The 26,022-nt window shown below is 38.7% G+C and carries 30 protein-coding genes; 17 read left to right on the top strand and 13 right to left on the bottom strand.

Going from position 1 to position 26,022, the window contains the following annotated elements; genetic code table 11:
* Positions 1-83 precede the first annotated feature (83 nt).
* The 6 genes from P8610_RS14355 (at position 84) to P8610_RS14330 (ending at position 4,560) form a co-directional block, all read left to right on the top strand.
* The gene (locus tag P8610_RS14355) at positions 84-467 is read left to right on the top strand and encodes a YkvA family protein (protein ID WP_289497009.1); all 384 of its coding nucleotides are present in this window, start codon (positions 84-86) and stop codon (positions 465-467) included.
* Between the two features lie 128 nt (positions 468-595).
* On the top strand, positions 596-985 hold the full coding sequence (locus P8610_RS14350) for a YidH family protein (protein ID WP_394604970.1): 390 nt from the start codon (positions 596-598) through the stop codon (positions 983-985).
* Between the two features lie 248 nt (positions 986-1,233).
* Positions 1,234-1,821: a TetR/AcrR family transcriptional regulator gene (locus P8610_RS14345; protein ID WP_394604969.1), complete on the top strand. Its 588-nt coding sequence runs from the start codon at positions 1,234-1,236 to the stop codon at positions 1,819-1,821.
* Positions 1,822-1,862: 41 nt separating this feature from the next.
* Entirely contained in the window at positions 1,863-2,678 is an 816-nt protein-coding gene (locus tag P8610_RS14340) for an SDR family NAD(P)-dependent oxidoreductase (protein WP_394604968.1), read from the top strand.
* 108 nt (positions 2,679-2,786) lie between these two features.
* Positions 2,787-3,482, top strand: a complete 696-nt coding sequence (locus P8610_RS14335; protein ID WP_394604967.1) for a response regulator transcription factor — start codon at positions 2,787-2,789, stop codon at positions 3,480-3,482.
* Positions 3,475-4,560 (top strand): sensor histidine kinase, encoded by a 1,086-nt coding sequence (locus tag P8610_RS14330; protein ID WP_394604966.1) that lies wholly within the window; start codon positions 3,475-3,477, stop codon positions 4,558-4,560. The genes P8610_RS14335 and P8610_RS14330 overlap by 8 nt, the downstream gene beginning before the upstream one ends.
* Before the next feature lie 214 nt (positions 4,561-4,774).
* Here the strand turns inward: P8610_RS14330 and P8610_RS14325 are convergent, their stop codons facing one another.
* Complete coding sequence (locus P8610_RS14325) at positions 4,775-5,344, bottom strand: YdhK family protein (protein WP_394604965.1); 570 nt, start codon at positions 5,342-5,344, stop codon at positions 4,775-4,777.
* Between the two features lie 231 nt (positions 5,345-5,575).
* Here P8610_RS14325 and P8610_RS14320 point away from each other — a divergent pair, with 231 nt between their 5' ends.
* The 4 genes from P8610_RS14320 (at position 5,576) to P8610_RS14305 (ending at position 7,207) form a co-directional block, all read left to right on the top strand.
* Positions 5,576-5,878, top strand: coding sequence for an ArsR/SmtB family transcription factor (locus P8610_RS14320; protein ID WP_394605006.1), 303 nt, complete (start codon positions 5,576-5,578; stop codon positions 5,876-5,878).
* Between the two features lie 98 nt (positions 5,879-5,976).
* Positions 5,977-6,153 carry a hypothetical protein gene (locus P8610_RS14315; RefSeq protein ID WP_394604964.1) on the top strand — a complete coding sequence of 59 codons (177 nt, stop codon included), beginning with the start codon at positions 5,977-5,979 and terminating at the stop codon, positions 6,151-6,153.
* 21 nt (positions 6,154-6,174) lie between these two features.
* The gene (locus tag P8610_RS14310; RefSeq protein ID WP_394604963.1) at positions 6,175-7,041 is read left to right on the top strand and encodes a permease; all 867 of its coding nucleotides are present in this window, start codon (positions 6,175-6,177) and stop codon (positions 7,039-7,041) included.
* Positions 7,042-7,069: 28 nt separating this feature from the next.
* Positions 7,070-7,207: a hypothetical protein gene (locus tag P8610_RS14305; protein WP_394604962.1), complete on the top strand. Its 138-nt coding sequence runs from the start codon at positions 7,070-7,072 to the stop codon at positions 7,205-7,207.
* 69 nt (positions 7,208-7,276) lie between these two features.
* On the opposite strand, the gene P8610_RS14300 is transcribed toward P8610_RS14305, so the two are convergent.
* Both P8610_RS14300 and P8610_RS14295 read right to left on the bottom strand, forming a co-directional pair.
* Entirely contained in the window at positions 7,277-8,464 is a 1,188-nt protein-coding gene (locus tag P8610_RS14300) for a chromate transporter (protein ID WP_394604961.1), read from the bottom strand.
* Between the two features lie 13 nt (positions 8,465-8,477).
* On the bottom strand, positions 8,478-8,786 hold the full coding sequence (locus P8610_RS14295; RefSeq protein ID WP_394604960.1) for a PadR family transcriptional regulator: 309 nt from the start codon (positions 8,784-8,786) through the stop codon (positions 8,478-8,480).
* A 206-nt stretch (positions 8,787-8,992) separates the two neighbouring features.
* Here P8610_RS14295 and P8610_RS14290 point away from each other — a divergent pair, with 206 nt between their 5' ends.
* Both P8610_RS14290 and P8610_RS14285 read left to right on the top strand, forming a co-directional pair.
* Complete coding sequence (locus tag P8610_RS14290) at positions 8,993-9,130, top strand: hypothetical protein (protein ID WP_394604959.1); 138 nt, start codon at positions 8,993-8,995, stop codon at positions 9,128-9,130.
* Between the two features lie 307 nt (positions 9,131-9,437).
* Complete coding sequence (locus tag P8610_RS14285; RefSeq protein ID WP_394604958.1) at positions 9,438-10,256, top strand: STAS domain-containing protein; 819 nt, start codon at positions 9,438-9,440, stop codon at positions 10,254-10,256.
* A gap of 168 nt (positions 10,257-10,424) precedes the next feature.
* On the opposite strand, the gene P8610_RS14280 is transcribed toward P8610_RS14285, so the two are convergent.
* The 7 genes from P8610_RS14280 to P8610_RS14250 all read right to left on the bottom strand — a co-directional run bounded on the left by P8610_RS14280 (position 10,425) and on the right by P8610_RS14250 (position 17,020).
* Positions 10,425-11,294 (bottom strand): Ger(x)C family spore germination C-terminal domain-containing protein, encoded by an 870-nt coding sequence (locus P8610_RS14280; protein WP_394604957.1) that lies wholly within the window; start codon positions 11,292-11,294, stop codon positions 10,425-10,427.
* 100 nt (positions 11,295-11,394) lie between these two features.
* The gene (locus P8610_RS14275) at positions 11,395-12,873 is read right to left on the bottom strand and encodes a spore germination protein (protein WP_394604956.1); all 1,479 of its coding nucleotides are present in this window, start codon (positions 12,871-12,873) and stop codon (positions 11,395-11,397) included.
* A gap of 10 nt (positions 12,874-12,883) precedes the next feature.
* Positions 12,884-13,948, bottom strand: coding sequence for a GerAB/ArcD/ProY family transporter (locus P8610_RS14270; RefSeq protein ID WP_394604955.1), 1,065 nt, complete (start codon positions 13,946-13,948; stop codon positions 12,884-12,886).
* 289 nt (positions 13,949-14,237) lie between these two features.
* Positions 14,238-14,522, bottom strand: a complete 285-nt coding sequence (locus P8610_RS14265) for a hypothetical protein (RefSeq protein ID WP_289496991.1) — start codon at positions 14,520-14,522, stop codon at positions 14,238-14,240.
* A gap of 70 nt (positions 14,523-14,592) precedes the next feature.
* Positions 14,593-15,171, bottom strand: coding sequence for a 5' nucleotidase, NT5C type (locus P8610_RS14260; RefSeq protein ID WP_394604954.1), 579 nt, complete (start codon positions 15,169-15,171; stop codon positions 14,593-14,595).
* A gap of 12 nt (positions 15,172-15,183) precedes the next feature.
* On the bottom strand, positions 15,184-16,272 hold the full coding sequence (gene ribD / locus P8610_RS14255) for a bifunctional diaminohydroxyphosphoribosylaminopyrimidine deaminase/5-amino-6-(5-phosphoribosylamino)uracil reductase RibD (RefSeq protein ID WP_394604953.1): 1,089 nt from the start codon (positions 16,270-16,272) through the stop codon (positions 15,184-15,186).
* A complete protein-coding gene (locus P8610_RS14250; RefSeq protein ID WP_394604952.1) occupies positions 16,265-17,020 on the bottom strand; it encodes a GTP cyclohydrolase II in 756 nt (251 codons plus the stop codon). The genes ribD and P8610_RS14250 overlap by 8 nt, the downstream gene beginning before the upstream one ends.
* 369 nt (positions 17,021-17,389) lie before the next feature.
* Between P8610_RS14250 and P8610_RS14245 the strand changes: the two genes are divergently transcribed.
* The gene (locus P8610_RS14245; RefSeq protein WP_394604951.1) at positions 17,390-18,880 is read left to right on the top strand and encodes a LysM peptidoglycan-binding domain-containing protein; all 1,491 of its coding nucleotides are present in this window, start codon (positions 17,390-17,392) and stop codon (positions 18,878-18,880) included.
* A 126-nt stretch (positions 18,881-19,006) separates the two neighbouring features.
* Positions 19,007-19,519, top strand: coding sequence for a DinB family protein (locus P8610_RS14240; RefSeq protein ID WP_394604950.1), 513 nt, complete (start codon positions 19,007-19,009; stop codon positions 19,517-19,519).
* Positions 19,520-19,813: 294 nt separating this feature from the next.
* Here P8610_RS14240 and P8610_RS14235 read toward each other — a convergent pair whose 3' ends face one another.
* Together P8610_RS14235 and P8610_RS14230 are read right to left on the bottom strand one after the other, a co-directional pair.
* On the bottom strand, positions 19,814-21,271 hold the full coding sequence (locus tag P8610_RS14235) for a flavin monoamine oxidase family protein (protein ID WP_394604949.1): 1,458 nt from the start codon (positions 21,269-21,271) through the stop codon (positions 19,814-19,816).
* Positions 21,272-21,389: 118 nt separating this feature from the next.
* Positions 21,390-21,752 carry a winged helix-turn-helix transcriptional regulator gene (locus P8610_RS14230; protein ID WP_394604948.1) on the bottom strand — a complete coding sequence of 121 codons (363 nt, stop codon included), beginning with the start codon at positions 21,750-21,752 and terminating at the stop codon, positions 21,390-21,392.
* Positions 21,753-21,909: 157 nt separating this feature from the next.
* On the opposite strand from P8610_RS14230, the gene P8610_RS14225 reads away from it, so the two are divergent.
* Both P8610_RS14225 and P8610_RS14220 read left to right on the top strand, forming a co-directional pair.
* Positions 21,910-23,118, top strand: coding sequence for an MFS transporter (locus P8610_RS14225; protein ID WP_394604947.1), 1,209 nt, complete (start codon positions 21,910-21,912; stop codon positions 23,116-23,118).
* A complete protein-coding gene (locus P8610_RS14220; protein WP_394604946.1) occupies positions 23,099-23,464 on the top strand; it encodes a hypothetical protein in 366 nt (121 codons plus the stop codon). Before P8610_RS14225 ends, P8610_RS14220 begins: the two co-directional genes overlap by 20 nt.
* On the opposite strand, the gene P8610_RS14215 is transcribed toward P8610_RS14220, so the two are convergent.
* Entirely contained in the window at positions 23,465-24,700 is a 1,236-nt protein-coding gene (locus tag P8610_RS14215; protein WP_394604945.1) for an MFS transporter, read from the bottom strand.
* Between the two features lie 406 nt (positions 24,701-25,106).
* Between P8610_RS14215 and P8610_RS14210 the strand changes: the two genes are divergently transcribed.
* Positions 25,107-26,021, top strand: coding sequence for a LysR family transcriptional regulator (locus P8610_RS14210; RefSeq protein WP_394604944.1), 915 nt, complete (start codon positions 25,107-25,109; stop codon positions 26,019-26,021).
* Position 26,022 lies beyond the last annotated feature (1 nt).

Here is a 26,022-nt window from a genome sequence, read left to right as displayed (position 1 = left end):
GCTAAACTTATATTTGTGTAGACTGACCTGTAAGTTGAGGAATACATAAGAAGGTTCATAACGTGTAGAAGGTGAATGGTGTAATGAGGCAAATAGTAGATAAAATAAAACACTGGGCAAAAGAGATAAAAAGACAGCTCTATGTCTTATATTTAGTCTCCCGACACCAGGACGTTCCGATTTATGCGAAAGCATTGGCAATCACTATTGTTGCATATGCATTAAGTCCTATCGATTTAATTCCTGATTTCATTCCGTTATTAGGATTTTTGGATGATATTCTTCTTCTTCCTTTAGGAATCGTCATCGTATTTCGATGGATTTCTCCATCGGTTCTAGAAGAATGCAAGAAGCGGGCTGCTGACCAAAACAAGAGGCTTCCGAAGAATTGGATAGCAGGCGGAGTGATTTTAACAATATGGGTGACTGTTTTAATTTTACTAGTAAAAAAAGCAGCAGAGTTATAATCATAGTCATTGTGTCTTAACATAAGATGTATCATTTTTTTACCTGGCTAAAAATTGTTACTATTAAATAGACACAATTGTTTATATTGGATAGGCACACAATCTATAAGTAAATGAGGAATAAAAAAATGGATATCCAAAAAGAAAGTCAGACTGTAGATTCCAAATTTATTCAACAGCACCTTGCGAACGAAAGAACGTATTTAGCATGGATTCGGACTGCAATAGCAATAATAGGAATTGGTTTTGTTATTGTAAATCTTCATTTTACATTGCAGGATAAAATCTCTCATACGGCTGATCTAGTGGCAGTATTCCTTGGGGGATTAGCCTTTTTATTAGGAACAGCTACAATCCTGTTATCTTCCTTTGAATATACGAAAAAAAGAAAATCCATTAACCAGCAGACGTTTAAAGCTTCGCATAATTTAATCATGATTCTATCCAGTTCATTAGTTGTTTGCTTAATCGTAATGGGCGTTCTATATATCATTTATGTCATAAATAAAATGTACTAAAGAGCTTGAGGTACCACAGCTGAAACCACAAGCCTATTAGGTGCACTAATATTGAAGACTTATAAATTTGTATGATGACCTATACTACCCTAAATAATGATAAAGACCACTCTGATCTGAGTGGTCTTATTCTATTGTAAAATTTTACAATATTGTGAAACCTGCTGGTTATCGATTCTATTACATGTAAAAAAATGTATAATTAAATTAGAACAATCGTTCAATTTTAGAGAGGAGCTTTCGATTCATTGAGCAAACGTCGTTACAACAGTGAAACCGCAAAACAGGAAATCATGGAAAAAGCCTTTTTGATCTTTTCTCAAAAAGGATATACACAAACTTCTGTGGCAGATATCTCTAAAGCTTCTGGTTATAGCAAGGGACACATTTATTATCACTTTGAAAATAAAGAAAAGCTGTTTGTATTATTAGCCCAAAGAACGATGAAGGATTGGTACACAAAATGGATGACAAAGGAACCAGCATTTTCTTCGGCTATTGAGAAGTTGTATGGGATGGCTATGCATGTTCTCTACAATTATCAGACACCTTTGTTAAAAGGTGGGCAAGAGCTTGCTTCTAATTCTGATTCAAGTCCTGAATCTATCAAGCAGCTGTACGAATTGGCAGTCATTCCTATGGGAGCTTATCGTGCCATTCTTTTAGAAGGTATAGAAAATGGAGAATTTAAGAATGGCAATGTAGATCAGTGGACGGTGTTAATCGGCACGTGGCTTGGAGGACTCTGTCAGCTTACCAACACGCAAGAACTTCATAGTCTTGAACCACTTTTTAATCAAGCTGTTTCGATATTTTTAGAGTCTATCAGTAATTGAGAGATGTGAAATAAAATTGATGTATAGGGGCGATTGATGTGATGGAGAATAGAAAAATTGCGATCGTAACGGGTGGAGCTTCGGGTATCGGCCATGCGCTTTGTAAGGAACTTGTGTCACAGAACGTTTTTGTTATTATTACAGACATCAATCAAGTAAAAGGAAAACAGGTTGAAGAAGAGCTAAATAAAGAATCGATAAATGCTAGATATCAGTACTTAGACGTAAGAGATGCTGAAAGTGTAGAAAGTGTGATTACAGCTATATTCAAAGAGTTTAGCAGGCTAGACTACCTTTTTAACAATGCGGGAATTGCTATGTACGGTGAATTATATGATATGACTTTTGAAGACTGGAGAAAGGTTATGGACGTTAATCTTTGGGGAGTGATTCATGGTACGCAAATTGGATATAACATAATGAAAAAACAGGGTTTTGGTCATATTGTAAACACTGCATCTGCTGCAGGACTTGGACCATCACCCGTATCCTCAGCTTATGGAACGACAAAACACGCTGTCGTTGGCTTAACTACATCGCTCCATTACGAAGCAGAGGAATTCGGAATAAAGGTAAGTGCACTTTGTCCTACGTTCGTGGACACCCCGATTTTTGAAGAGGCGAGAGCAATTAACATCAATAAAGCGGTTATTATGGAGCAATTTAAAAAGCAAAAGATGATGGCGCCAGAGAAGCTGGCAAAAATCACATTAGACGGCATACATAAAAACAAACCTATTATATGCCCAATGCCGATGCGCAAAACGATGGATATCTTTTTCACACTCGTTCCCTCAGCACACAGAGGACTTATGCGGATCGTTTGCAGAGTGAGTAGAAAAGCTAGAATATCATAAAGAAGTTATAGTCAAGAACTGCACTCGCTAATGAGTCAGTTCTTATTTTTATTTCGTCACCCAATCATCCGTTATAATACAAGTACTAAACCTTTTGGGGGAGTTATTGTGAAAACCATTTTAATTGTGGAAGATGAACCAAAGTTATCGGAGGTTGTCTCTTCTTATTTGAAGAAGGAAGGGTTTAATACACTTGAAGCTCTAAATGCAAATGATGCATTAAAACAAATTAAAAATCATTCTATTGATTTTGTGGTTCTTGATCTTATGCTCCCAGATATGAGTGGAGAAGAACTTTGTCAAAGAATCAGGCAGAAACATACATTACCCATACTGATGTTGACTGCAAAAGTTAAGGAAGAAGATCGTATAAACGGCTTGGCTCTCGGTGCTGATGATTACATGGCGAAACCTTTTAGCCCGCGTGAACTTGTGATGCGTATTAAGACGATTTTACGCCGTTCAGGAAATGGGGAATTACTTGCTGAGCAGATTACATATAACGGAGGAGAACTAAAAATTGATGCTAGTAAACAAGAGGTGTTCGTAAAGGGAGAACCAGTAAATCTTACGCCTAATGAATACAAGTTGTTGCTTACATTTGGCAGGCATCCTAATCGTGTTTTTTCTAGGGAAGAGTTGGTGGAGAAGATTTTGGGTTTTGATTTTGAAGGAGATAGCAGGACCATTGATCAGCACGTGAAAAATCTTAGGTATAAGCTGGAGATCGACCCTAAAAACCCTAACTATATTGTTACTGTGTTTGGTGTAGGTTACAAGTTTACAGGAGGCGGTCATGTTTAGAGGACTGCATGCAAGATTAACGGTTATATTTATTTTAGCCGCGTCATCTATACTCGTAATTGCCGGCCTTATTATCATGTATGAGGTTCATTACCACATCACGATGTTTCAAAGAGATGTGCCAGAATTTCAAAGTATTCAGCCCTTAACCCATCATTTTGAAAAGGCCTTATTAAGTTCTGTTCTCTGGACTTCGATAGGTGCCATTATTCTGGTTTGTATTATAAGTTATTTTGTGGCGAGAAACTTATCAAGACCACTGGTGGAGATGAGAAAAGCGGCTGAAAAGATGTCAAAAGGTGAGCTCGAAGTAAGGATAGAAACGCTAGGAAATGATGAACTCAATGAACTTGGAAATTCCCTAAACCTGCTAGCTTCTAAACTTCAATTACAGGAAACATCTCGAAAAAATATGACATCCGATATCGCGCATGAACTAAGGACACCTTTAGCCACTATTAAAAGTCACTTAGAGGCCTTTGAAGATGGTGTTTTTCTACCAACCTCAGATCGAATACATTCGCTTAAAGAAGAAATTGAACGCCTTATTTCTTTAGTTCAAGATCTAGAGCATTTAACAGCCATGGAATCGCCAGAGTTCTTATTAAATAAGAAACAGGAAAAACTGAATTCTATCATTACTAAAAGTATGGATGCCGTTGCAGGAGCGTTTGTGCAAAAGGAGGTAACACTTCATTCAGAATTGCAGCCTAACATAGAACTTAATATAGATGCAAAACGATTTGCACAAGTATTAATAAACTTGTTAAGTAATGCTCTTAGATATACACCAACTGGGGGTCAGGTGATTATTTCTTCACATACAGATAAGGACTCTGTTTTCCTTTCAGTTAAAGATACTGGAATCGGTATTCCAAAAGAAGAGATTAAACAAGTGTTTGAACGTTTTTATCGTGGAGAAAAATCCAGGAGCAGAGAACACGGCGGAAGTGGGATAGGCTTAACCATTGTAAAAAGGATTGTCGAAGCACATGATGGGCAAATTTGGATCAACAGTGGGTCTGGAAAAGGGACAGAAGTTAATATGAAGTTTAATAGGGAAAAGGCTGGCATTTAACTTTAAAGTGCCAGCCTTTTGGTCAATTGCATTTGCGTTAGGTAGCAAACGTGCTGCCTCTGTTTTTTGTCGAAAAGCCTATAAAATATTTTGAAGGCCCATAAAATTATTTTAAGGGCCTATAAAATTATTTAAGGGCCTAAAAACGCTTTTGAAAGCCCATAAATTTTTTTCAAGGACTATAAATAGGTTTAACAGCCTTGCCTTATACAGCTTATTCAGCTGATAGCTCGCTTTCGGTAACCCACTTATGATTGGTTACTTTTTCACCACCGGTAGTAGGAGTATAATCCACCATGTAGACTGTGGTTTGTTCCGCAGAATCAATAACTGCCTTTGCCCCTTTCATACCTTTCATATGGTCTGCATTCAGGACGACTTCGGTGCCAGCGGCTAGAGGTTTATCTCCTGCATCTTTAATTTCCTCATGAATCACCCACTTGTGGTTTGTCACCTTTTTACCGCCTGTTGTTGGGGTGTAGCTTACCGTGTAAACTGTTGTATCATAAGCTCCTACGATTGTCGCTTCCGCACCATCCATGCCCTCCATATGGTTAGCTTTAATAATGGCTTTGCTGTCCACTTTAAAGGTAGGATTATCTGCATTTTTCAACCCTTCTGGAACTTCACCAGATCCAGAGTGATTCATGTCTCCATGATCCATACCACCGTGGTTTTCTTCGCTTTCTTGTGGCTTTTCTTTTGTTTGATCATTACCACACGCCGAAAGTACGAGTGAGAATGCGAGCAGTAGGATGGCAATTAAGTTCTTTGTAATCTTCATTTTTGTATCCTCCTTTTACAATAGGGTTCCCTGACTTCAAAAAAATACCAGGTTATTACATTCATATATTGAGCATAACAACTAGTTGTGAAGAAGTTGTGAAGAGTAATATCAAATTATTTTGATTTAATGGTTGCAAATTAGAAAATAAAGGATATACTGTAATTACATCAAAAGTTTTTGATGTTAGGAGATGATGATGTGAAAAAGGAAATACCTTTAATAAACAATATGAATTTATCTAAAAGTGACCTTGAAAAATACGAACAAAAGTTTAAGGCACTTGCCGATCAACAGCGATTGCAAATTATTAATATTTTAGCTTTGAAAGAAAGTGTTTGTGTTTGTGATTTGACACCGATTATTGATATGCCTCAATCCAAACTTTCTTATCACTTAAAAATACTGTTAGAAGCTGACTTGATAAAGAAAGAAAAAAGGGGAACCTGGAATTACTATTCGTTGAATGTCAGTGAGCTTAAGGGACTTTTATCAGATCAATTATGTTGTGTGTTCCTTCCATCTTGTTGTTAAAAGAGGTACTACAATTTGTAGTACTTCCATTATCAATAAAACATCAATTTTTTTTGATGTATAGATCAAAAATTTTTAATATAGAAGGAGATTTTAATATGAATACTTACTATCTTGAAAAGATGATGGAGATGAAACAAAGAGAAATGGAGCAATTAGCAGCGAAAGAAAGATCGAGATCTCATTTCATTAAAAAGAAATATTTAGCTCTATTTGCTGCTTCACTTTTTTCAAAGAAGGAGACAAAACAATCGAATCAAGTTTGCTGCGCTTGATAACAAAGGAGAAGACAACTCATGTGGATGGAAACATTTAGAAGTTTTTTGAGTATCGCATTAGAACTAACCGTTCTGTTTGTGGCTATTTCTTTTATCATCAACCTGCTTCAGTCGTATATCCCTTATGAAAAAGTGGAGAAACATCTAAGTGGTAAGAATAAAGGTTTAGCTGCACTCTTCGCCTTGATTTTTGCCTTTGTCACACCATTTTGTTCATGCTCAACTATCCCTGTCATTGTTAACATGCTAAAAAAGAAGATGCCTTTTTCAATAGTTATGATCTTTCTATTTGCATCACCTGTACTAGACCCAACGATTATAACCATTATGGGAGTGATCCTGGGATGGAAAGTAACGATCATATACACAATGGTAACAGCTATCTTCTCTGTAATCATAGGTTTCTTATTAGACGCACTTGGCTTTGAGAGCTCGGTGAAAAATGTGGTGATGACTGGGTATGAAGAGGAAACTAAAAAATTCAATGTGAAAAGAGCTCTTTTTGAAACCTTTAACTTGATGAAAAGTGTTTATCCCTACCTGATTGCAGGTGCTGCAATTGGAGCGGTCATTCATGGTATTGTGCCAACTGATTGGATTGCAAGTACGTTCGGAAGTGATAAATGGTGGATCATCCCCCTTGCTGCGGTTATAGGCATTCCTTTATACATCAGATTATCTAGTATGATTCCAATCTCTCAAGTTTTGATCGCGAAAGGAATGGCTTTAGGACCTGTAATGGCCCTTATGATTAGTTCTGCGGGAGCTAGCTTACCAGAGCTCGTACTTTTAAAGTCAATTTTCAAAAAGGAGCTTGTCATTACTTTTGTTATCTCGGTCATTACTATGTCTACGGTATCAGGATTTATTTTCTACCTCGTTTAAAAAAGTAGATGAGAGGAGGTGAGCAAAGATGAATTTTATCATTAAACTGATGGGCAGTAAAAAGGAAAAAGATAGTGGATGCTGCAAAATTGAGATTAAAGAGATCGATGTAGTAGCGAATGAATGCTGCAGCAATAATCGTGAAGAGGCAAAGTGTTGTGAGTAAATATTTTGCTTGTAGATAGAAAGAAACTGCCATGAATAGCAGTTTCTTTCTCAGTTTTTAAACAATTGTTTAAAAAAGCGACATCAACAAACCTCCGACTGCTCCTGTAACAACGATTACCCAAGGAGGCAGTTTCCAATAAACAAGCATGCTAAATAGGATAGCTGCGAATGCAAAGTCGATTGGTTTTAAGATAGTGCTCGTCCAGATCGGTTTATAGAAGGCAGAGATTAAAATTCCGACTACGGCGGCATTTACGCCCATCAGCGCACCTTTTATCTTTGGATTGCGTCGCAGCATGTTCCAAAACGGAAGGGAACCTAAGATTAATAGGAACGCAGGTAAAAATATCGCAAACGTTGCGAGTAATCCGCCTTGCCAGCCGTTCATCACAGCTCCAATATAAGCCGCAAATGTAAACAATGGACCAGGTACTGCCTGTGCAGCTCCGTAACCAGCTAGGAAAGCTTCCTCACTTATCCAACCAGTTGGAACAAATTCACGCTCTAGTAATGGAAGTACAACATGACCGCCTCCAAATACTAAAGAACCTGAACGATAAAAGCTATCGAAAATAGCAATCCAGCTGATGGATGTGCTTTCTCTTAGAATTGGCAATATAATGAGCAGCGCAAAGAATAACGTTAAGCAAATAACAGCGAACTTCTTTGAAATAGGAAACTCGTACTTCGTATCATCGCTATCTGTTTGCTCACGGTATAAAAGAAATCCTAAAATTCCAGCAATCAGAATGACACCTACTTGTGAAAAAGCGGTTTGCCAAAGCAACGTTCCAACTAAAGCAAATAAGGCGATTGTTTTCCTTTTAAGATCCGGTGTTAATTTTTCAGCCATACCTAAAATGGCATGTGCTACTACCGCAACAGCTACAAGTTTCAAGCCGTGAATCCAGCTTAGATCGGCTACATTCAAACCTTGAAGGATAAGCGCGAACAAAATAAGCGCGATAACTGAAGGGAGGGTAAAACCGATAAAGGATACGATTCCGCCTAGGACGCCTCCTCGCATAACACCAATTCCTATCCCTACCTGACTGCTTGCTGGTCCGGGCAGAAATTGACATAGAGCAACAAGGTCTGCGTAGCCTTTTTCATCCATCCATTTTCTTTTTCTAACATATTCTTCATGAAAGTACCCTAAATGTGCGATGGGTCCCCCAAAAGAAGTCAAGCCAAGTCTACTTGAAACGAAAAGGATTTCTAACAATGTTTTTAAACGATTATTGTCACGCTTCAATGTATTTCACCTCTTAATCCTTAATTTCTTTAAATAACTCATATGCTTTTGTTCTGGCTTCTGCTAGGATGAGTTTGCCTTTGTCAGTAGCGGAGTAATACTTTCTTATTTTTCCTTCGACCTTTTTGTCTTCTCTGATCAAAAGACCGTCTGCCTCCATGGAGTGAAGAATCGGATAGAGAGTACCGGTACTTATGTTGTAGCCGTGTTCTCTCAGCTCCTCTAACATCCAAACGCCATAGATGGGGTGTTCCAGCGCATGGTGCAGGATGTGTATTTGAATAAAGCCAAGAAACAGTTTTCGCAAAACTTTCTCTTCCATAGAATCACCGCCTAAGTTGAATTCCAATATCGAATACCTATATCGGGTTTCGGAATCATGGTAACATGAGGATCATTGTCTTTCAAGTGAGTACCTTTAATGTTTACATAATCTTAATATTTATCTTTATATCTCTTGTCTAAAGGGTGTCTGTTAAAGAATGTTTCTGTACCTTCTCTTCTTTGACAAGTTGATTGGAGTGGAAGGTGCGAGACTCCTCGAAAATTGAACTTCAAATTTTCTTCGTGCGATGTGTCGCTGCCGAAGCCTTCCTTGTCCTGCGGGACAGGCTGGCAGTCGGAAAAGTGGAAGTGGCTCGTTCAGCCCCGACAAGCAAAAGGTGAATGAGCTAGGAAGGCGCACTTTGCCTTCTGGATCATTTAGCTTTTGACCTCGAGGGGCTAGACACTGTAACTAGACAGGTGAGACACTTAAAAGTGAAACGTTAAGAATGTGGCTCACCACCTGCCTCGCGGAAAGCGAAGCACCTGTAACGCAAATCAACTCCTTCCGAGACCTTCAAGGATTACAAGAACCCTTCTTTTTCAATCTTTTATTATTTTCACAGGTTAGCCATTTACTGGTTTTTTAATGATACAATCATAGAAGGTACGTTATTAAAACTATTTTTTTGAGATGGAGTGAAGCAGAATGAAATCTACATTAACGGTTGCTCATTATCTAAAAGAAAATGCTGAACTTCTAGCTAATAAAATCGTTGATGATATTATTAAAAAGTTTGGCTTTCAGGTAAGTGAGGAAGACATCAATCAAGCAATAATAGTGTATGCTGAATTTTTATCCTTTTTAAGTGAATCTATTGATTGTGAAGAGGGTTCAGTACCTGAGCAACTCCTGAAATGGAGTAGGGAAAACGGGGAAAAAACAGCTGCCAAACATAACAGAATTTCAGATATATTAATTCGTTATCCTGACACGCGGATGGTGTTTGCAGACTTTATTCTAAATGTTAGTGCAGAATTTGGGCTATCTACAGAAGATGTGATTTTAATTCTTAAGCGTGTTCATCATATGCTTGATGTGAGCATCAACGAAACTGTTCTTGCCTTTGAGAGAAAGTCAGAAGAGATTTTAGAGAAAACAAAGACAGAGCTTCGGGAACTATCTACACCTGTCGTTCCAATCGAGAATGGACTGGCTGTCTTGCCATTAATCGGTACCATTGACGCTGATCGAACAGAGCATCTTATGAATAATGTGCTCCCTAAAATCCCTGAGCTTCAAATTGAACGTTTAATAATGGACTTCTCAGGAATCGTTGATATCGATTCTGAAGTAGCTTCTCATATTTTTAATATATACCGTGTATTAGGTTTATTAGGGATAGACGTACTGGTGACAGGTTTGCGTCCTGAGCTAGCGATTAGTGCGGTTTCTGAAGGAATCGATTTTTCATCTATAAAAACTTTTGCAAATGTAAAACAAGCGATTAGTGCAATAAACAAATAAACTAGCATGCTAAGCGTGCTAGTTTATTCTTTATATTTTTGGCTTCCAGCATGAACGATCTGAACAGCAACTTTTACGGAATCTAATGAATCGCTCTGCAACGCATACTTTTTAACTAAAGATGGTGATTTCCGATAAGTTGAGCGAGTCAGATTGTAAAGGTCGCTATTAATAGAAATACCGTTTAAGTATGTTTGTTGAATTTCTGTCTTTATTTCTTGCACAATTTTTTTTCTCAAGTGCCTTACGTGGGACAATATCTAAATTCTCATCGATTGTTGCTTTAGCTTTGACTTCGACTGTGTATTTAAGCTCGTTTTGAACAGGTTCTTTTAGACGAATTTTGTATCTTTTTACTTCAATCTCTACAACAGTGCCCCCTAGCGCAACTTCTAACTTGTTTTCTTTTTCTTGAGGTGTTAACCACTCCAACCCGTAAAGTTCCTTATGATTTAGCTTTCCTTTAAAATTCATTCTATTAAGCACATAGCCTCCGTTAATAGTAGGCAACATCGGTTTATCTTTATCTTCACGCCATTTTCCTTTTACTAATTTTACATTAGGAATAATAGCTGACCCGAACGGTTCGCTGCCATCTCGTAACAGCATCTGCATAGATAGTGGGTTAACAGAGTGATTTCTGTTCAACATATTTTCTGGATGAAACAATACTTTGTAAGTGGGTGCTTGCTTAAAAAAAGACTTCGCTTTCAATACATCGTGTATTTCTTCGGACGTACCGTAAACCCAGGATGTAAATCGAATGAGAGGATCATGCCCAAGGTGAGAAATAACGTCTTTCAGCTTTTCATTTATAACCCTCTCGCTAAACAGAATCACTTGCACATGTCCATAATATAGTGGATATTGAGAAGATTTCTCTAACTTTCTAAAAGCCATAGTGAGAGTGTCGCCTTCTTCTCTCCCCACTAAAACAGGAGAGTCAGCTGTCTGGGCACCGCCGCCTTCTTGTTTAGCTATAGATGAAAAGATCGCCGATTCTGTATAAACGATATACTTTCCATCTTTGTAATCCACCCCTAAAGCCTCTATATAGAGCTGTTCATTGATCCCTCTAGAGCCCCAGCAACCTGTGAGCATAAGACACATTATAGTTAAAATGAACAACATCACCGTCTTAATTCTCATTGCTATTACCTTGGCGAGTCGAGTCTTTTGGAAACAGGTACGAAGATCTTTTTTTCATAAGTGTAAAGGGAGCTTTAAAGAATGTTTTAAACGTGTCAGCTGCATTTGGTGAAGCAAAAGATTCTAGATAAGGATAGTCAAAGGAACGAAGGGAACTTACCAACAGAAATATACTGAGCATGGCAATGAAGAATCCAAACAATCCAAACGTTGCACACATGATAAGAGTATATATACGTAAGAAAAGCAGATTCCCACTCAGTGATTGGTTCACGAACGTGTAACTGGCAATCATCGTTATGGCCACAACAACAAGTGTGGTAGGAGAGGTTAACCCTGCTCTGATTGCCGCATCCCCAACGATTAAACCTCCTAAAACGGCTACTGTCTGACCAACAGCCCTTGGGAGTCTTGCGCCTGCTTCTTTAAACAATTCAAACAAAACGACCATAATCATCATTTCAAGTGGTAACGATAACGGTAATCCTGTTCGAGAAAGTGTTAATGTTGCTAGGAGAGGATAAGGCAGCTGATCAGGATGAAAGGTTGTCAATGCAACCCAAAGCCCAGGTAAAGTAACGGTTGTGAAAAGCCCAGTGAATCGAAGAAACCGTTCAAATGACACCATGTAAAAACTCGCATGTGCGTCTTCTGGGGATTTCAATGTAATCGCAAGAGAAGAAGGTCCGATCAGTACTGTAGGTGAACCGTCTACAATAATAACAAATCTTCCTTGAATGAGTGATTGGACTGCAAAATCGGGACGACCTGTATTATCAAGCAGGGGGAAAATAGAAAATACTGAATCAGATAATTCCTCTTCTAGTTCACTGCTTGAAACGAGTGCATCTATATCGATCTTAGAGAGACGCTGTTCGACACGTACCACGAGATCAGGATCGATTATGTCTTCAATAAATAGTAAGGAGACAGCCGTTTGGCTCCTTTTCCCAATCGTAAAAGCCTTGCTGTTGAGTGAAGAAGTTTTTAAACGTTTACGGATTAACGCAAAATTAATTTCTATATCTTCAATAAAACCGTCTCTCGCACCACGTATTGAGATTTCCGTATTCGATTCTTCTGGTGTTCTCTTTGGTGTATTTGCAAGATTGATGGCATATAGAGAATGGTTTTCAGAACCGATTAACAATACTTGTCCTGAAAATAAGCTATGCTCAATCTTTAATTTGTTTGCAGCATCAATTTTGATTTCGTGAACCACAAACCGCTTTTCTAAAGAATGAAACAGATTTGCATCACCTTGCTCAAATACGTCATTTAAGAAGGGGAGCAGGATTTTTTCTAAAAGAGGGACATCCACTAGCCCTTTACAGAACATAAGGGTGTAATCAGTGGATTTCGCTTTTTCTGCAAACAAATCTTTTTTTACTACAACATCTGTTGAATGTGTAAACCAGCTAAGAAGTTCAGTAATTTTAGTATTTTCTTTACGGTGGATAAACTTCATCACAGATACCTCATTTCTTAACGAGAACATAGAGACAGATAATCGAAATAATGGGCAGCATCACATAGAGCTGTATCGGAAAGAAGTAATGATACAAAAAGTTAAAAATAGAAATGTTTGAAATAGGAGCAAGGGTATAAGCAACTGCAAGCAGATATAGGGAAGCAACTACCCAAATCCTGTGTTTCTTTACATAAATCAGTTTTGTAACTAAAAACATCAATAAACTCACTCTGATAAAAGCACCAGAAATCCATTGGAAGATGGAAAGGAAGTCCATCCTTGTGATCTCTTTACTGATCGTTAGAAGCTTCCATTGCTCAAAAGCAGGATATCTTAATTTATTTGCTTCATAAGGGCCAAACTCTGCTATGGCTGCCATAGTTGGTCCTAACATTAGTCCCATTAAAACAAAACTCACAAAAAAGATGTGTGTCCATTTCAGAGTTTTGTGTGTGTAATGGACAAGGAATAGAAGCGTACTTAACTCTGTTAACCCGGATAAAACATACACGCCACCTTTCAGAACAGGAGACCAGCCATTTTCTGCAATGGGCAACAGCATCGAATAGTCTTTATGCTGAATGTTACCGATCGCAATGAAAAAGCCAAAAGTCACAACGAGCGGTAAGACAATCATAGCGACTATGCTTAACTCCTGAATCCCTTTATAAGTCCCAATAAAGCAGAGTAATCCGAGTAGTATACAAAGGACAAGTGGTGGGCTATCCATCAGATAATTTGTTTTTGTCCATGTGATGGTATCCCGGAAAGTAATCGTTGCATTTAAGAAAAAGTAAAGGATAAATACACCGCTAAGCAGATAGAAAGGGACAGGACCTAGTTGTTTTTTTATAAAATCTAAAAGATTTTGATTTCCTAATTTTTTTAAAACGGAACCAATAAGGAGTATAAAAAAGATATAAGGAATAAGAGAAAGAAGAATACTTATCCAAGCGTCTCTTCCAGACGCTGATAGTATAACGGGTATGATAAGAACATGATTTACCAAGCCGGATGAAAGAATTAAAAGAAAATATATATGTATTGGAGCTACACCAGATTGAATTCTCATACGATCCTCCGGTCACTTAAATATGAGTTAGTATTGTTTTAATTTAAGTGCATTATTCTAATGTGAAAGCAAATCTATAAATGGGGAAATGGGTGCTTAATCTCATCACAATTGGAATCCCGCGAATTCATATGTTTTTTCCGCCAGTTTAGGCTGGAATTCCATAAATTTATAATTTAATCCCGCGAGTTTAATTTAAATTTCCGCGAGTTGCTAAAAAGACTAGATTCGCCATTGTTCTAGGCCAACAAAAAAACTCAAACAAAAGATCGGTCTTTTGTTTGAGTCATCACTTCGCTTTATCTGTTATGTAGCGTATGTAACCTTCACGATGTCCGCCTTGATCAATGATCTTTCGTACATAATAGGGATCTTTTAATAAACCGTTCTGTTTATCAAGTTCAATCCACTTCTTGATTTCAGGGTCCTCGTTCAATTCTTTAAACCATTCTTCATTTTCTAACTCTGCCCATAATTCATGGATATCTGGGTCTTTTATCTTCAACACATGCTTTTGGATAATCTCAATAAAAAAACCAACAGTCAATAAACAAAGAAATAAAAAAAGTAACATATATAATCTCAGCCTCCACTATTAACATACCAAAATGATCCCATAAAAAATAGCACGCTGATTCAGCGTACTATTTCTTGTCATTATGTTTTTTTATAATTTCTTTTAACTCTGACCAATCGGTTAAACGCGGCATGTCCAAGTGTTTATTATAGTTCTGGTGCCTTACGTATAGCTGAACAGATTCATCAGTCAAAGTATTTAATACGTTCGGCTTATCATCGAAGTAAAAATCGAGATTTAAGTCTTTAATCGTGTGAATCTTTTCTTCATCTTTCATTCCGCAGAAGAATCGTCCTTCTTGTACAGGAAATCCGGCATCTTCAACCCATTTTTTCGTTTGCTCGCAATGCTTTTCAGGTCTTGCTGTAATGTAGTAGATTTCGTGTCCTTGTTTGTCGAGCTCTTGCAGAACTTCTATCGCATCAGGGTAGGCAGGACAGTCTGTAAAATAGATTTCTTCCATAGAATCGATCCATAGCTGATTGCCTTCTTTTGTAGAAAGACCAAACGGCTCATGAATCTCAAGCGTTTCAATCGTATGAAAAACATCCAAAGGAATATCTTGCTTCAGTTTTTTATTGTAGATATGAAAAGCATGCTGTCGTAAGTTGATTAACGTATCATCAATATCAAAGCCAAATCTCATTATCATTACCTCTTATTCGTATTTAGGATAACTGGTGAACTTAAAGTCTGGTCCTATTTGTGTTACCGTCATATTTTGCAGCTGAATGGCATCTGCCATCTTTTCAATTCCTGTACCTCCGAAAAACGAAGGGGAACTTTGGCCGCCGATTAACTTGGGTGCGATGTAGAATACAGCTTTATCAACGAGCTTGTCTTCTAAAAAAGCGGCATTGATGGTTCCACCGCCTTCAATTAAGAGTGAAGAAATTAGGTTGTCACCTAGAATTTTCAAAACCTGTACTGGACTTACACGATCCTCACCTGAAACAAATACTTTTACACCATAAGCTTCAAGCTGTAGTTTCTTTTGTTCATTGTAATTTTCTGAAGTGAAAACCCATGTTTCTGCTTGACGGTCAGTTACAACTTTTGAATCCAACGGGATTTTAAGTGTTGAATCCATGATAACCCGTATAGGGTTACGTCCGTTAGGAATTCTTGTAGTTAGCTCAGGATCATCATGTATTACAGTGTTTACTCCAACAAGTATAGCCTGATTTTCGTTTCTAAGTCTGTGCACATCCAAGCGAGCTTCAGGTGACGTAATCCACTTGCTGTTATTTGTATGGCTCGCGATTTTTCCATCGAGTGTAATACCTGACTTCAACGTTACAAAAGGAATCTTTTTAACGATAAACTTGTTGAACACTTCATTCATCTTTTCTGATTCCTCTTGAAGAACGCCTGTCTCCACTTCGATTCCAGCATCTTTTAAGATCTGAACGCCTCTGCCTGAAACGAGAGGGTTAGGATCGAGTGCAGCAATAACCACTTTATTGATTCCGGCTTCAACGACTGCTTCAGCACATGGCCCAGTTCTGCCATGATGGGAGCAGGGCTCTAGTGTAACATAGATCGTTCCGCCTTTCGCTTTTTCACCAGCCATTCGAAGGGCATGAATTTCAGCATGAGGTTCGCCAGCTTTAAGGTGCGTACCGACACCGACGATTTCATTATGATTAACAATAACAGACCCAACTAACGGGTTTGGGTCTGTTTGGCCTTTCATCGCCTGAGCATTGTTTAGGGCAAGCTTCATATAAAATTCATGGCTACTCATTCGTGAATACTCCTTCGTCTAAATGACCGGATCGGTTGATCTTCGTTTGTAAGTATTTCTCGTTGTATTCAGAAACATCCCCCCAAATCGGAGCTCTTGCAGAAACTGAGAGTCCAGCATCGTGAAGCGCTTCTAATTTTTTCGGATTGTTGGTAATGAGAGTTACCGGCTTTGTACGTAAGGCTCTCAGTACTTCAATAGCATCTTCATAGTTACGGGAATCGTCCACAAATCCAAGACTTTCATTGGCTTCCACTGTGTCTTGTCCATTTTCCTGCAGAAGATAAGCCATAGCCTTACTAAATAGACCAATACCGCGGCCTTCATGGTTTGCTAAATAAAAGAGGGCTCCAGTTCCATGTTCTACGATCATTTTCATGGACTGTTTTAGCTGATAGCCACAGTCACATCGCTTGCTGCCAAAAATATCTCCGGTGTGACAGATCGAGTGCATGCGAATGAGCGCTTCTTCGTTGTATTCAAAGTCTCCATAAACTAAAACGCTGGACTGCTGATATTCAGCCAAATTTGCCGAAGAGAGCTTGTCGATCACTTCTTCAAAGTTATCCGTTTGTTCACAGCCTTCTAGCCAGCAATACCAGTTGAACACAACAGTTTCTCCATATAAATTAACAGGCAGTCGGATCGGACCTACTAAATAGATTGCGCCTTCGTCTTTTTTAATAATTTGTATTTTATCTTCAAGGATGGAAAGAACTTTTTCCTTTACGTTTTTGCTTTGTATCATCATAAGTACCCCTTTGTAGAACAAACGATTTTTTTGGTTATTTCAGTGAATACGTATATTTTATACTAGATAAATGAATGGAAAGTAGTGTTTTGCTCTCATTGGAAAAAAAAGCATTGAAACCATTATGATTATGGTCCAAGACTCTAGGATCTGTGTCATTTAAAAATATAGAAGTGTACTAGTCCTTCATCCTATGTAAACCACTTGTAAATGACTGTATGTTTGACTAGCAAGATGAAAAAGACACCTATTCTAATAGATCCATTATAACTAGATTCTTGATTTTCCACTAAGTACCTGTTCAGTCCGCTGCATGCAGCATGTACCCTGGAAATGTAGAGAAAAAGGGTAAACTGGAGGGGAACTTTGTATAAATTCACTTTAATTATTGCAGCATTATTTGCAAGTCTCTGTCATTCTAAACAGGCAGACGGAGCTGAACCAGTTTCAGTTGGCACAGTTTCAGCGTCAAATACGGCTGCTTTCACGTCATCAGAATTACATTCACCGATCGTAACAACGTTGGTACGAGGTGAAGAATTTCCTATCCTAAAAAGGAAAGAGGCAATAGATTCAGAGCTTATTCATACGGTTGCAACAGGGGATACGCTTTATCTAGTTGCCAAGCAGTATGGAGTAAGTGTGAACCAAATGAAAAGAGCTAATAGGATTATTGGTTCACGGCTATATGTAGGTCAGCGTCTAATCATACCGAATGATTTAGTTAATCATCGGATAAAAAAGAAAGATTCACTGTGGAAAATCGCAAGGACGTATAACGTTTCTATAGATCGTCTTATTAAGAATAACGATTTAGATGCTATTGTACTTCAGCCAGGTACAGAATTGAAAATTCCTGAAGGGTTTTATCAGGTACAGCTATTAGGCGGCAAAACGGGCTGGGTTCAGCAATCAGCTGTTAAAGAGAGTAAGCTGAATCGTTTCAATCTTGGCTGGAAGTATAATGGTAAGCAAGATTCGTATCAAAAACAACTCCACATCGATGGGTTAGATGTGGTATCACCTAGGTGGTATACACTGAGTTATGAGAACTTGATCAGCTTAAATGAGGATGACAATTATGCAGTTTCTGCTGCTAAAGCAGGTAAACATGTATGGCCTCTATTTGGTAACAGGTTTGATCCAGAGCTTACCGACTTTATTCTTTCTGACGCCGGAAACCGCCAGAAGGTTATTCGTGCTATAAAAAAATCTTTAGTGAAAACCAAGAGTCAAGGAATTAATGTGGATTTTGAAAACATTGATCCTAAGAATAAGAAGGATTATGTTACTTTTATTCAGGAATTAAAAAAGGAACTTAGTCCATATGGAATTGAAGTCTCAGTGGATGTTAGCCGAGAAAATGATGATCCGTTCTGGTCAGGCAGCCTGGATCGGGCAGGGCTAGGTAAAGCAGCGGATTATATCGTGTTGATGGGCTATGACGAACATTGGGGAAGTTCTCCAAAAGCAGGTTCGGTTGCATCCCTTCCTTGGACAGATGAAGGGATTAAGTTGCTGTTACGCGAAGTGCCTGCACATAAAGTTCTTCTTGGCGTCCCTTTTTACACGAGAGAATGGATCACAGATAAAAGTGGAAAAGTCAGAAGTGTAGATAGAACCATCACGGAAACAGAAAAGTTGATTCAAGAAAAGGGATTAACAAAAAAGTGGGATCACAGCACATCGCAAAACTATGTAGCGTTTATGGAAAATGGCGAGAAACATCAGATTTGGGTTGAAGACGAAACTTCAATGAAGCTGCGTTATGATCTTGTGAAGAAGTATCATTTGCGTGGAACTGCAGCCTGGTATGTTGGCGGTGGACCAGAGGGAATTTGGGATGCATTGAAATAAATGTGAGTACAAAAGAGCTAGCCGCATGAAATGGGCTAGCTCTCTTCTTGCATTTTCATAGTAATAGTAGAAAAATACAATTATAGGGTTTGATACTTGAGAAAACGTGAGAGGGTGAATTAGTATATGCCAGAAAAATATAAGTACGCTGATTATTACAAAACGTATGTGAAGCTAGTTCCAGAAGGGGATATTGTTCAAATTCTTAGTGAACAAATGCGTGAAACAGTTGGAATAATGAGCATGTTGAGCGAAGAAAAAAGCGAATATCGATATGCACCAGGCAAGTGGAGTATAAAAGAGGTAATAGGTCATGTAGTGGATACAGAAAGAATCATGAGCTACAGACTGCTGTCCATTGCGCGGGGCGAAAAAGTTTCACTGCCTGGATATGATGAAAATGCTTATGTTGAGGAAGCGGATTTTGATAGCAGTTCGATGAAAACTTTGTTAGAAAACTTTGTTGCCGTTCGCCAAGCAACGATTCAGCTGATCAAAAGTTTGAGTGAAGAGGCTCTGACGAGAACTGGAACAGCAAATGGTCATGAAGTTTCGGTTTCAGCGCTTATGATGATTATTGCAGGGCATGAACTGCACCATCGAAATATCATTTTGGAGCGATATGTCGCCAAAAATTAAACAATTGGTTAAGAAAGAGCCGACTAGTAAATGGAGAGCGGCTCTTCTTCATGCATTAGGATTCCGGCTTGGCATATGTGTCTTTTTATGAAAGACATTATGTGAATTGTTTGTTTCAAGCGAACACGTAAATTTATATTCACGTTAATTCGAATAATTCCACGTTAATTCCAATATATCCACGTTAATTTGAATAATTCCACGCTATTTCCAATAAATCCACGATAATAGCATTCAGCTGATTTACCGTCCAACTTCGATATATCTCTAATCGCAGCTGCCACAAGCTCTTTTTCAGATTCCATTCATCTCAAAAGCTGCACGAATCCCCGACTCAACAGCGCCTTCAACCCAGCCATGCTTAAGGGTAGTATGTTCACCGGCAAAATACAATCTTCCTTCAGGCGCTTTAATCGGTTCATACAACTCTAACTCCTGGTAGGGTTTAAACATTGTAAAGCAGCCTCCAGCATTCGGATCGGTAGACCAATCATGGCTAGAGCCCGTAACAAAATGCTGATAAACTTGTTCACCGTGAAACTGTGCAAGAAATTTTAGCGTTTCTTTAACCTTCATCTCGTTCGATGAGCTTCTCCAAGGAAACGTATCATCTTCCCACGTATAACTTCCTATTACCACGCCTGAGGATGTATCTTGTCTGCTTCGGCTAGGATAATGGGTAAAGCGTGTTGCTAGATCGGTAACCGATTTACCGCCTGTCAGCCCGTTTTTTTCCCAAAATCGGTGTTTAAACTCCAGCCCAATTTTAATGGAAGGGACGTAATGAAGTTCTCGTATTGCTTTTCGTTTGAAATAGGAAAGAGAGTTAAAAGGTTCAATTTGAACAAAATTTAATACGGAAAAAGGTAGAGTCAGTAACACTTTGTCGGCTTCAAAAGAGAAACGATGCAACGTTTGAGGACTTTCTGTGTATAGTTTCACTTTCGAATGATCCTGCACAATTCTCGTTAATTTTTGCCCAAAGTATATGTGATGCCGTAAATCCCTGAGAAAAGCTCTAGGCAAAAGATCGTACCCGCCTGTAATTTCGTAATATTTAATTTCGGGCTTAAAGATAATGAGTATGTCACGCAGTACCTCTAAAAAAGAAAGTTCTGGAAGACCTTCAAGGGATAACAGAACTTTGATGCTATCAATAGCACTAAGAGATAACGACCTACCGAACGGATTATTACGCAAATAATTGTCTAATGAGTACTGCTGAAAATTTTGAATCACTATCGGCCAGTTCTTTTCAGGATCTTTCTCAAGAAAATCAGCAATGGGCTGAACGGCAAATTGGATAAGCTGTTCTGGGGTTTTGCCTTTTTCACTTTCCAAAACAGGAAAACCGAGAATATCAGGATTTTTCTCGTATGCGTTATTGGTTGTACGAATGCCATTTACAAAAAGAAGGTCATGAGGATTGCTATTTATAAATTCATTTGTAGCCAGATTAAATTTATTGATGTATGCCAATACGAGTTTGTGCATTTCAGGAATGCGCATAGCACCTGCTTCAAAATAATTTCCGTGGGTAAATGGGGCTCTGACAGTATTAATGCGTCCTCCGACTCGATGAGTAGATTCTAGAAGGATAACATCGTGGCCAGCGTTTTTTAAAAGGGAAGCTGCGACAAGGCCTGCCATACCTGCTCCTACAATAATAATTCTTTTAGGAGAGAGGGTATTCTGTAAACCGTTCTTAATAGCATTCAGCATCTCATCATCTGATAGACGGTTCATGTTCATGCCAGTTCCCCCTGTGTTAACGTTCATGTTTTCTAATAATGTATTAACATAAATTTAAGAATATTATTTTGCTGATAAAACTAAAAAAGACAGCCGTTGTGGCTGTCCTTTTCAGTATCTATACCTGTTCTAGTTCTTCAGTCTGAACGATCACTTCTTCTTTATTTGGGTAGGTTTTCTCAATATGCTGCTCGCCCCAGGCGCAAAGTGAGTCTAAAATCCCTTTAAGTGACCAGCCATAATCGGTTAAAGAATATTCAACACGAGGGGGGACTTGATTGTACACCTCGCGAAGGATTACGCCGTCTTCTTCCAGCTCACGAAGCTGCTGTGTTAACATTTTTTGAGTGATTCCGGGCATCAATCTTTTTAATTCACCGGTTCTTCGCTTGTCTTTAATAAGGTGGCATAAAATCACCACTTTCCACTTTCCGCCGATTACTTCAAGAGCAGCTTCCACAGGTATATTGTATTTTTTCATGGACTAAAACACCTCCACCATTCAATTGTTACTTAAAAGTACCTACATTACTTTAAAGTGCGTACTTACTTTAAGTTTGTATATGTTTCATAATAACATCGAGTCATCCAAATGACTAGTGCATGACTTACTTAAAATCAATGGAGGGGATTTATAGATGGATTCAACAGCAGTTAAAGTGGAAACCGCGTCGAAATCAAAAGGTGGTTTTCCCGCACTATTAGCATTAGCAATTTCGGCTTTTGGCATCGGGACAACAGAATTTGTACCCGTTGGACTCTTATCATCATTAGCATCTGATTTAAATATATCCATTACGTTAGCTGGTCTACTCATATCTGGGTATGCTATGGGGGTTGCTTTTGGAGCACCAGTTCTTACAGCTTTAACGAATAAAATGAACAGAAAGACGTTGTTACTTCTGTTAATGGTAATATTTATCGCTGGAAACAGTGTTGCAGCTCTTTCATCAAGTTTTACCTTATTGTTGATCGCACGATTCATCACAGCATTTTCACATGGGGTGTTCTTTTCGATAGGGGCTACAATCGCAGCTGATCTCGTTCCTGAGCATAAGCGAGCTAGTGCTATCGCCTTTATGTTTACTGGTTTAACAGTCGCAACCGTAACAGGTGTGCCTCTAGGAACATTTATTGGACAAACTTTTGGCTGGAGAGCTACGTTCTGGGCAGTAGCATTATTAGGTATCGTAGCCATCATTGCAAGTGCCCTTTTAATTCCAAAGAATTTGAAAGAAGCACCGCCTTCTAGTCTAAAAGACCAATTGAAGATTATCAAAAACGGACGTCTATTATTGGCTTTTTCAATTACAGCTCTAGGATATGGTGGAACATTTGTAGCTTTTACGTATCTTGCACCTATATTAGAAGATGTAACTGGCTACGCGCCTAAAGCAGTTAGCTGGATTCTCTTAGGATACGGAATTGCGGTTGCCATCGGTAATACCGTTGGAGGAAAAGCCGCAGATAAAAATCCGATCAAAGCATTGTTCTGGATGTTCGTTGTTCAAGCCATCATTCTTGTTATATTAACGTTCACAGCACCATTTAAAATTGCTGGGACCATTACGATTTTCTTGTTAGGATTATTAGCATTTATGAATGTTCCAGGTCTACAAGTTTATGTTGTGAAACTTGCCGAAAGATATGTACCGTCTGCGGTAAATGTTGCATCTGCCATCAATATCGCTGCGTTTAATTTAGGTATCGCGATTGGTGCATTTGTTGGAGGTATCATTGTGGATTCAATCGGTATCATTCATACACCATGGATTGGCGGAGTTATGGTATTCGGCGCAGTACTTTTAACAGCATGGAGTGCTTCGCTTGAAAAAAGAGCAGTATAAAGAAAAAAGAAGGCAGCCTGCTGAGTCCACTGAAAAAGTCCTAAATAAAAGATTTGGTGCGGTGATCTCCGCTCCAGGGTACATGCTTTCCGCGGGGCGGGCGGTGAGCCCCATGCCGCTGCGCGTCTGTCCCACTCGTCCCGCAGGAGTCAGCACCCTTCCGCTCCAATCACTACAGGTTTGCATCAAAACCCAAAAGGAAGGATCAATTCAACTAGTCAGTCCAAAAATAAGGGCTTCGCATGATAATCACATGCGAGGCTCTTGTTTTTTCTGTTTAAAAAGAAAAACTTTTGAATTTCAACCTGTTTTTCAGTGCCCTCTCTCGCTCTATGGTTGCCTTTAATTATTTACTTACATGGAAAACAGGTTTAAGGTTGATTCTTTTTAGAAACATGATTCCTGTTAGTCCTACACCGATTATGATGGCTGAAAAAATAAACATAACAACCGAAATCGGTAACAGTTGATAGAAGAAGCTCGCCAGGAACGTACCTAATGAAAGGCCAAGTCCGCCTATTAGAGCGCGAAAGCTATAGATCTTTCCAATATGGGTTTCAGGAAAATCTGTCTGAATCATTGTAAGCAAGAGAATATCTCCCATCGGACTGCCGAATGCCGCAATAACAGCTCCGAGAAGTGCGACCCATAACGTATCGGCTGTTGCGATAACGATAAATCCAACACCCAAGATAAGGTGCCCGATATACATATAATTCATGTTTCTTTTAATATTGCCTACAACAAGTAAGCTGACGATATTACCTACACCATAAGCGCCTCCAATAAGTCCAAAAGCAGCTACACTTTCTTTTAAGACTTTTTCAGTAAAAAGGGGAACGCCAACCATGTAAACGGCACCCCAGCACAAGTTCACGAGCCCCAAACTAATCAACGCCCCTACAAGAAGTCTGTGATTATGAAGTAAATGGTAAGCTTGGGTTAGATCTTTCAATGGCGTCTGCCTCTTTTGAGAAGGATTGCTTTGTATGTACCTAGTCTTCATAAATGATTTCCGAATAAACGTTAGAGCAATAGCAGAAACCACAAATGTAAAAGAATCCAATGAAAAGAAGTGCGGCAATGGAAGAAATAAAAGAAAAACGCCTGTTAAACCTGGCCCGAATATTCTTGCCAAACGGTGTGTTGTATCCATTAAGGCGTTTGTTTGCTGTAATAATCTCGGGTCTTTGCAAAGGGAAGGTAAGCTTGATTGAAGAGAAGGATTAAAAAAAGTACCTAAACCAGATACAGCTACACTAATTAGGACGAGATGCCATATATGAATCTCTGACACCAATTCTATAAGGGGAATAAGTGCAACAAATAAAGCTCTAAGTAGATCTGTCCCAATCATGATATTAAAACGATTCCAACGGTCAGCATATACCCCGCCTAACAAGCCGAAGAATAAAGAAGAAAATGTTCCTGAACCAATTACATAAGCTGCAGAGGAACCTAGCTCTTGAATCGCAATCCACGTAATTGCTACCACATACAGATGATCTCCAATCGCTGAAAACAACTGACTGATCCATAAAACAACGAGATGAGGAAATTTAAAGACATTTTGAACAGACAATTTCGTACACCCTTTCTTTTTCATAAGCTGTTTTCGTATTCTTTGTTGTTATTGGAAGTGGTTAATTTCCGTTCCAGGTGCTCGCTTTCCACGGGGCAGACGGTGAGCCACATTTGTACGTTTCACTTTTAAGTGTCTCACCTGCCCGCCTGTCCCGCAGGACAAGGAAGGCTACGGCAGCGACGCATCGCACGAAGAAAAATTGAAGTTTAATTTTCGAGGAGTCTCACACCTTGCACTCTAATCAACTGTCACAGAAGAAAAATAAAAATGAAGTTTGAAAGCAACAATCTTTTAGAAAACAGCCTCTGCTTAATAAGAAAAGTGTATTTGAATGCTATTTATTTAACAATATAATATAAACTATAGTCATTATTAAAAATATTAATAACAAGGTGGTGAAAGAATGGATATCAATCAATTACAAGCATTTGACCAAGTGGTCCGTCACGGCAGTTTCAGCAAGGCCGCACGAATGATGGATATTTCTCAGCCAGCTATAAGTATACGGATAAAAAATCTTGAAGAAGAAATAGGAGGAGAGCTATTCAAAAGGGGAGGCAACAAGCTTGAAATAACTGTCTTGGGGAGAACCTTTCTGCCTTTTGCGCAGCAGGCACTAGCCACTCTTTATAAAGGAATGGAACAATCCAGACTTGCCCAGGAGGGAAAAGGGGGAACGCTTGCGATTGGAACACTCCCTACACTTGCGACCCATTATTTTTCTGCCACACTTACAACATTACAGAGAAAGTATCCTAATTTAGGGATCATCATTCATACAGGTCATAACCAGGAACTTTTAGAAATGTTATATGAGGGCTACGTGAAGCTGTGTCTGATGACGTATCCGTTTTTCAACGCTGAATTAAGAAGTCTGTTGCATATAAAAGAACCTTTAGTTTTTGTGACTCACTGTAACCATCCATTAGCGAAAAAGGGAAATCTGGAGTTAGCAGAATTAAAGTGTGCAGAACCTTACTTACTGGTGGACTGGAGTCTGGAAACCAAAAGAAGTCAAAAGGAATTGATCCCTTTTCATAATCTAGAAGTGCCTCCACAAACAGCTCTTGACATGATCAAAAACGGAGTAGGCGTATCACTTTTGACTGAAACAATGGTATCTAGTGAAATAGAAGGTGGGGAACTTGTAAGATTAACGATAAAAGACTTTCCTATGCTCTACAGAGAATGCGCATTGGTTCAGTTGAAGAGAGATACAGACATTTCATTATCACAACAGACTTTTATCCAAACACTGAGTGATACCATACGAAAAAATTACCAAAGCTGTGAGATTAAAGTAATCACTACAAAATAAA

Origin of the sequence: Fictibacillus sp. UD (genome assembly GCF_043558025.1) — a bacterium.
Classification (GTDB): Bacteria; Bacillota; Bacilli; order Bacillales; family Fictibacillaceae; genus Fictibacillus.
The sequence above is the reverse complement of the archived record's forward strand: the minus strand, read 5'-3'. Positions and strand labels throughout refer to the sequence as shown.

Bases quoted from the DNA above. Each gene is read 5' to 3' on its own strand.
- P8610_RS14355 (WP_289497009.1), top strand. From the start codon at position 84: ATGAGGCAAATAGTAGATAAAATAAAACACTGGGCAAAAGAGATAAAA.
- P8610_RS14350 (WP_394604970.1), top strand. From the start codon at position 596: ATGGATATCCAAAAAGAAAGTCAGACTGTAGATTCCAAATTTATTCAA.
- P8610_RS14340 (WP_394604968.1), top strand. From the start codon at position 1,863: ATGGAGAATAGAAAAATTGCGATCGTAACGGGTGGAGCTTCGGGTATC.
- P8610_RS14330 (WP_394604966.1), top strand. From the start codon at position 3,475: ATGTTTAGAGGACTGCATGCAAGATTAACGGTTATATTTATTTTAGCC.
- P8610_RS14325 (WP_394604965.1), bottom strand. From the start codon at position 5,344: ATGAAGATTACAAAGAACTTAATTGCCATCCTACTGCTCGCATTCTCA.
- P8610_RS14320 (WP_394605006.1), top strand. From the start codon at position 5,576: ATGAATTTATCTAAAAGTGACCTTGAAAAATACGAACAAAAGTTTAAG.
- P8610_RS14315 (WP_394604964.1), top strand. From the start codon at position 5,977: ATGAATACTTACTATCTTGAAAAGATGATGGAGATGAAACAAAGAGAA.
- P8610_RS14310 (WP_394604963.1), top strand. From the start codon at position 6,175: ATGTGGATGGAAACATTTAGAAGTTTTTTGAGTATCGCATTAGAACTA.
- P8610_RS14305 (WP_394604962.1), top strand. From the start codon at position 7,070: ATGAATTTTATCATTAAACTGATGGGCAGTAAAAAGGAAAAAGATAGT.
- P8610_RS14295 (WP_394604960.1), bottom strand. From the start codon at position 8,786: ATGGAAGAGAAAGTTTTGCGAAAACTGTTTCTTGGCTTTATTCAAATA.
- P8610_RS14285 (WP_394604958.1), top strand. From the start codon at position 9,438: ATGAAATCTACATTAACGGTTGCTCATTATCTAAAAGAAAATGCTGAA.
- P8610_RS14275 (WP_394604956.1), bottom strand. From the start codon at position 12,873: ATGAAGTTTATCCACCGTAAAGAAAATACTAAAATTACTGAACTTCTT.
- P8610_RS14270 (WP_394604955.1), bottom strand. From the start codon at position 13,948: ATGAGAATTCAATCTGGTGTAGCTCCAATACATATATATTTTCTTTTA.
- P8610_RS14265 (WP_289496991.1), bottom strand. From the start codon at position 14,522: ATGTTACTTTTTTTATTTCTTTGTTTATTGACTGTTGGTTTTTTTATT.
- P8610_RS14260 (WP_394604954.1), bottom strand. From the start codon at position 15,171: ATGAGATTTGGCTTTGATATTGATGATACGTTAATCAACTTACGACAG.
- ribD (WP_394604953.1), bottom strand. From the start codon at position 16,272: ATGAGTAGCCATGAATTTTATATGAAGCTTGCCCTAAACAATGCTCAG.
- P8610_RS14250 (WP_394604952.1), bottom strand. From the start codon at position 17,020: ATGATACAAAGCAAAAACGTAAAGGAAAAAGTTCTTTCCATCCTTGAA.
- P8610_RS14240 (WP_394604950.1), top strand. From the start codon at position 19,007: ATGCCAGAAAAATATAAGTACGCTGATTATTACAAAACGTATGTGAAG.
- P8610_RS14235 (WP_394604949.1), bottom strand. From the start codon at position 21,271: ATGAACATGAACCGTCTATCAGATGATGAGATGCTGAATGCTATTAAG.
- P8610_RS14230 (WP_394604948.1), bottom strand. From the start codon at position 21,752: ATGAAAAAATACAATATACCTGTGGAAGCTGCTCTTGAAGTAATCGGC.
- P8610_RS14225 (WP_394604947.1), top strand. From the start codon at position 21,910: ATGGATTCAACAGCAGTTAAAGTGGAAACCGCGTCGAAATCAAAAGGT.
- P8610_RS14210 (WP_394604944.1), top strand. From the start codon at position 25,107: ATGGATATCAATCAATTACAAGCATTTGACCAAGTGGTCCGTCACGGC.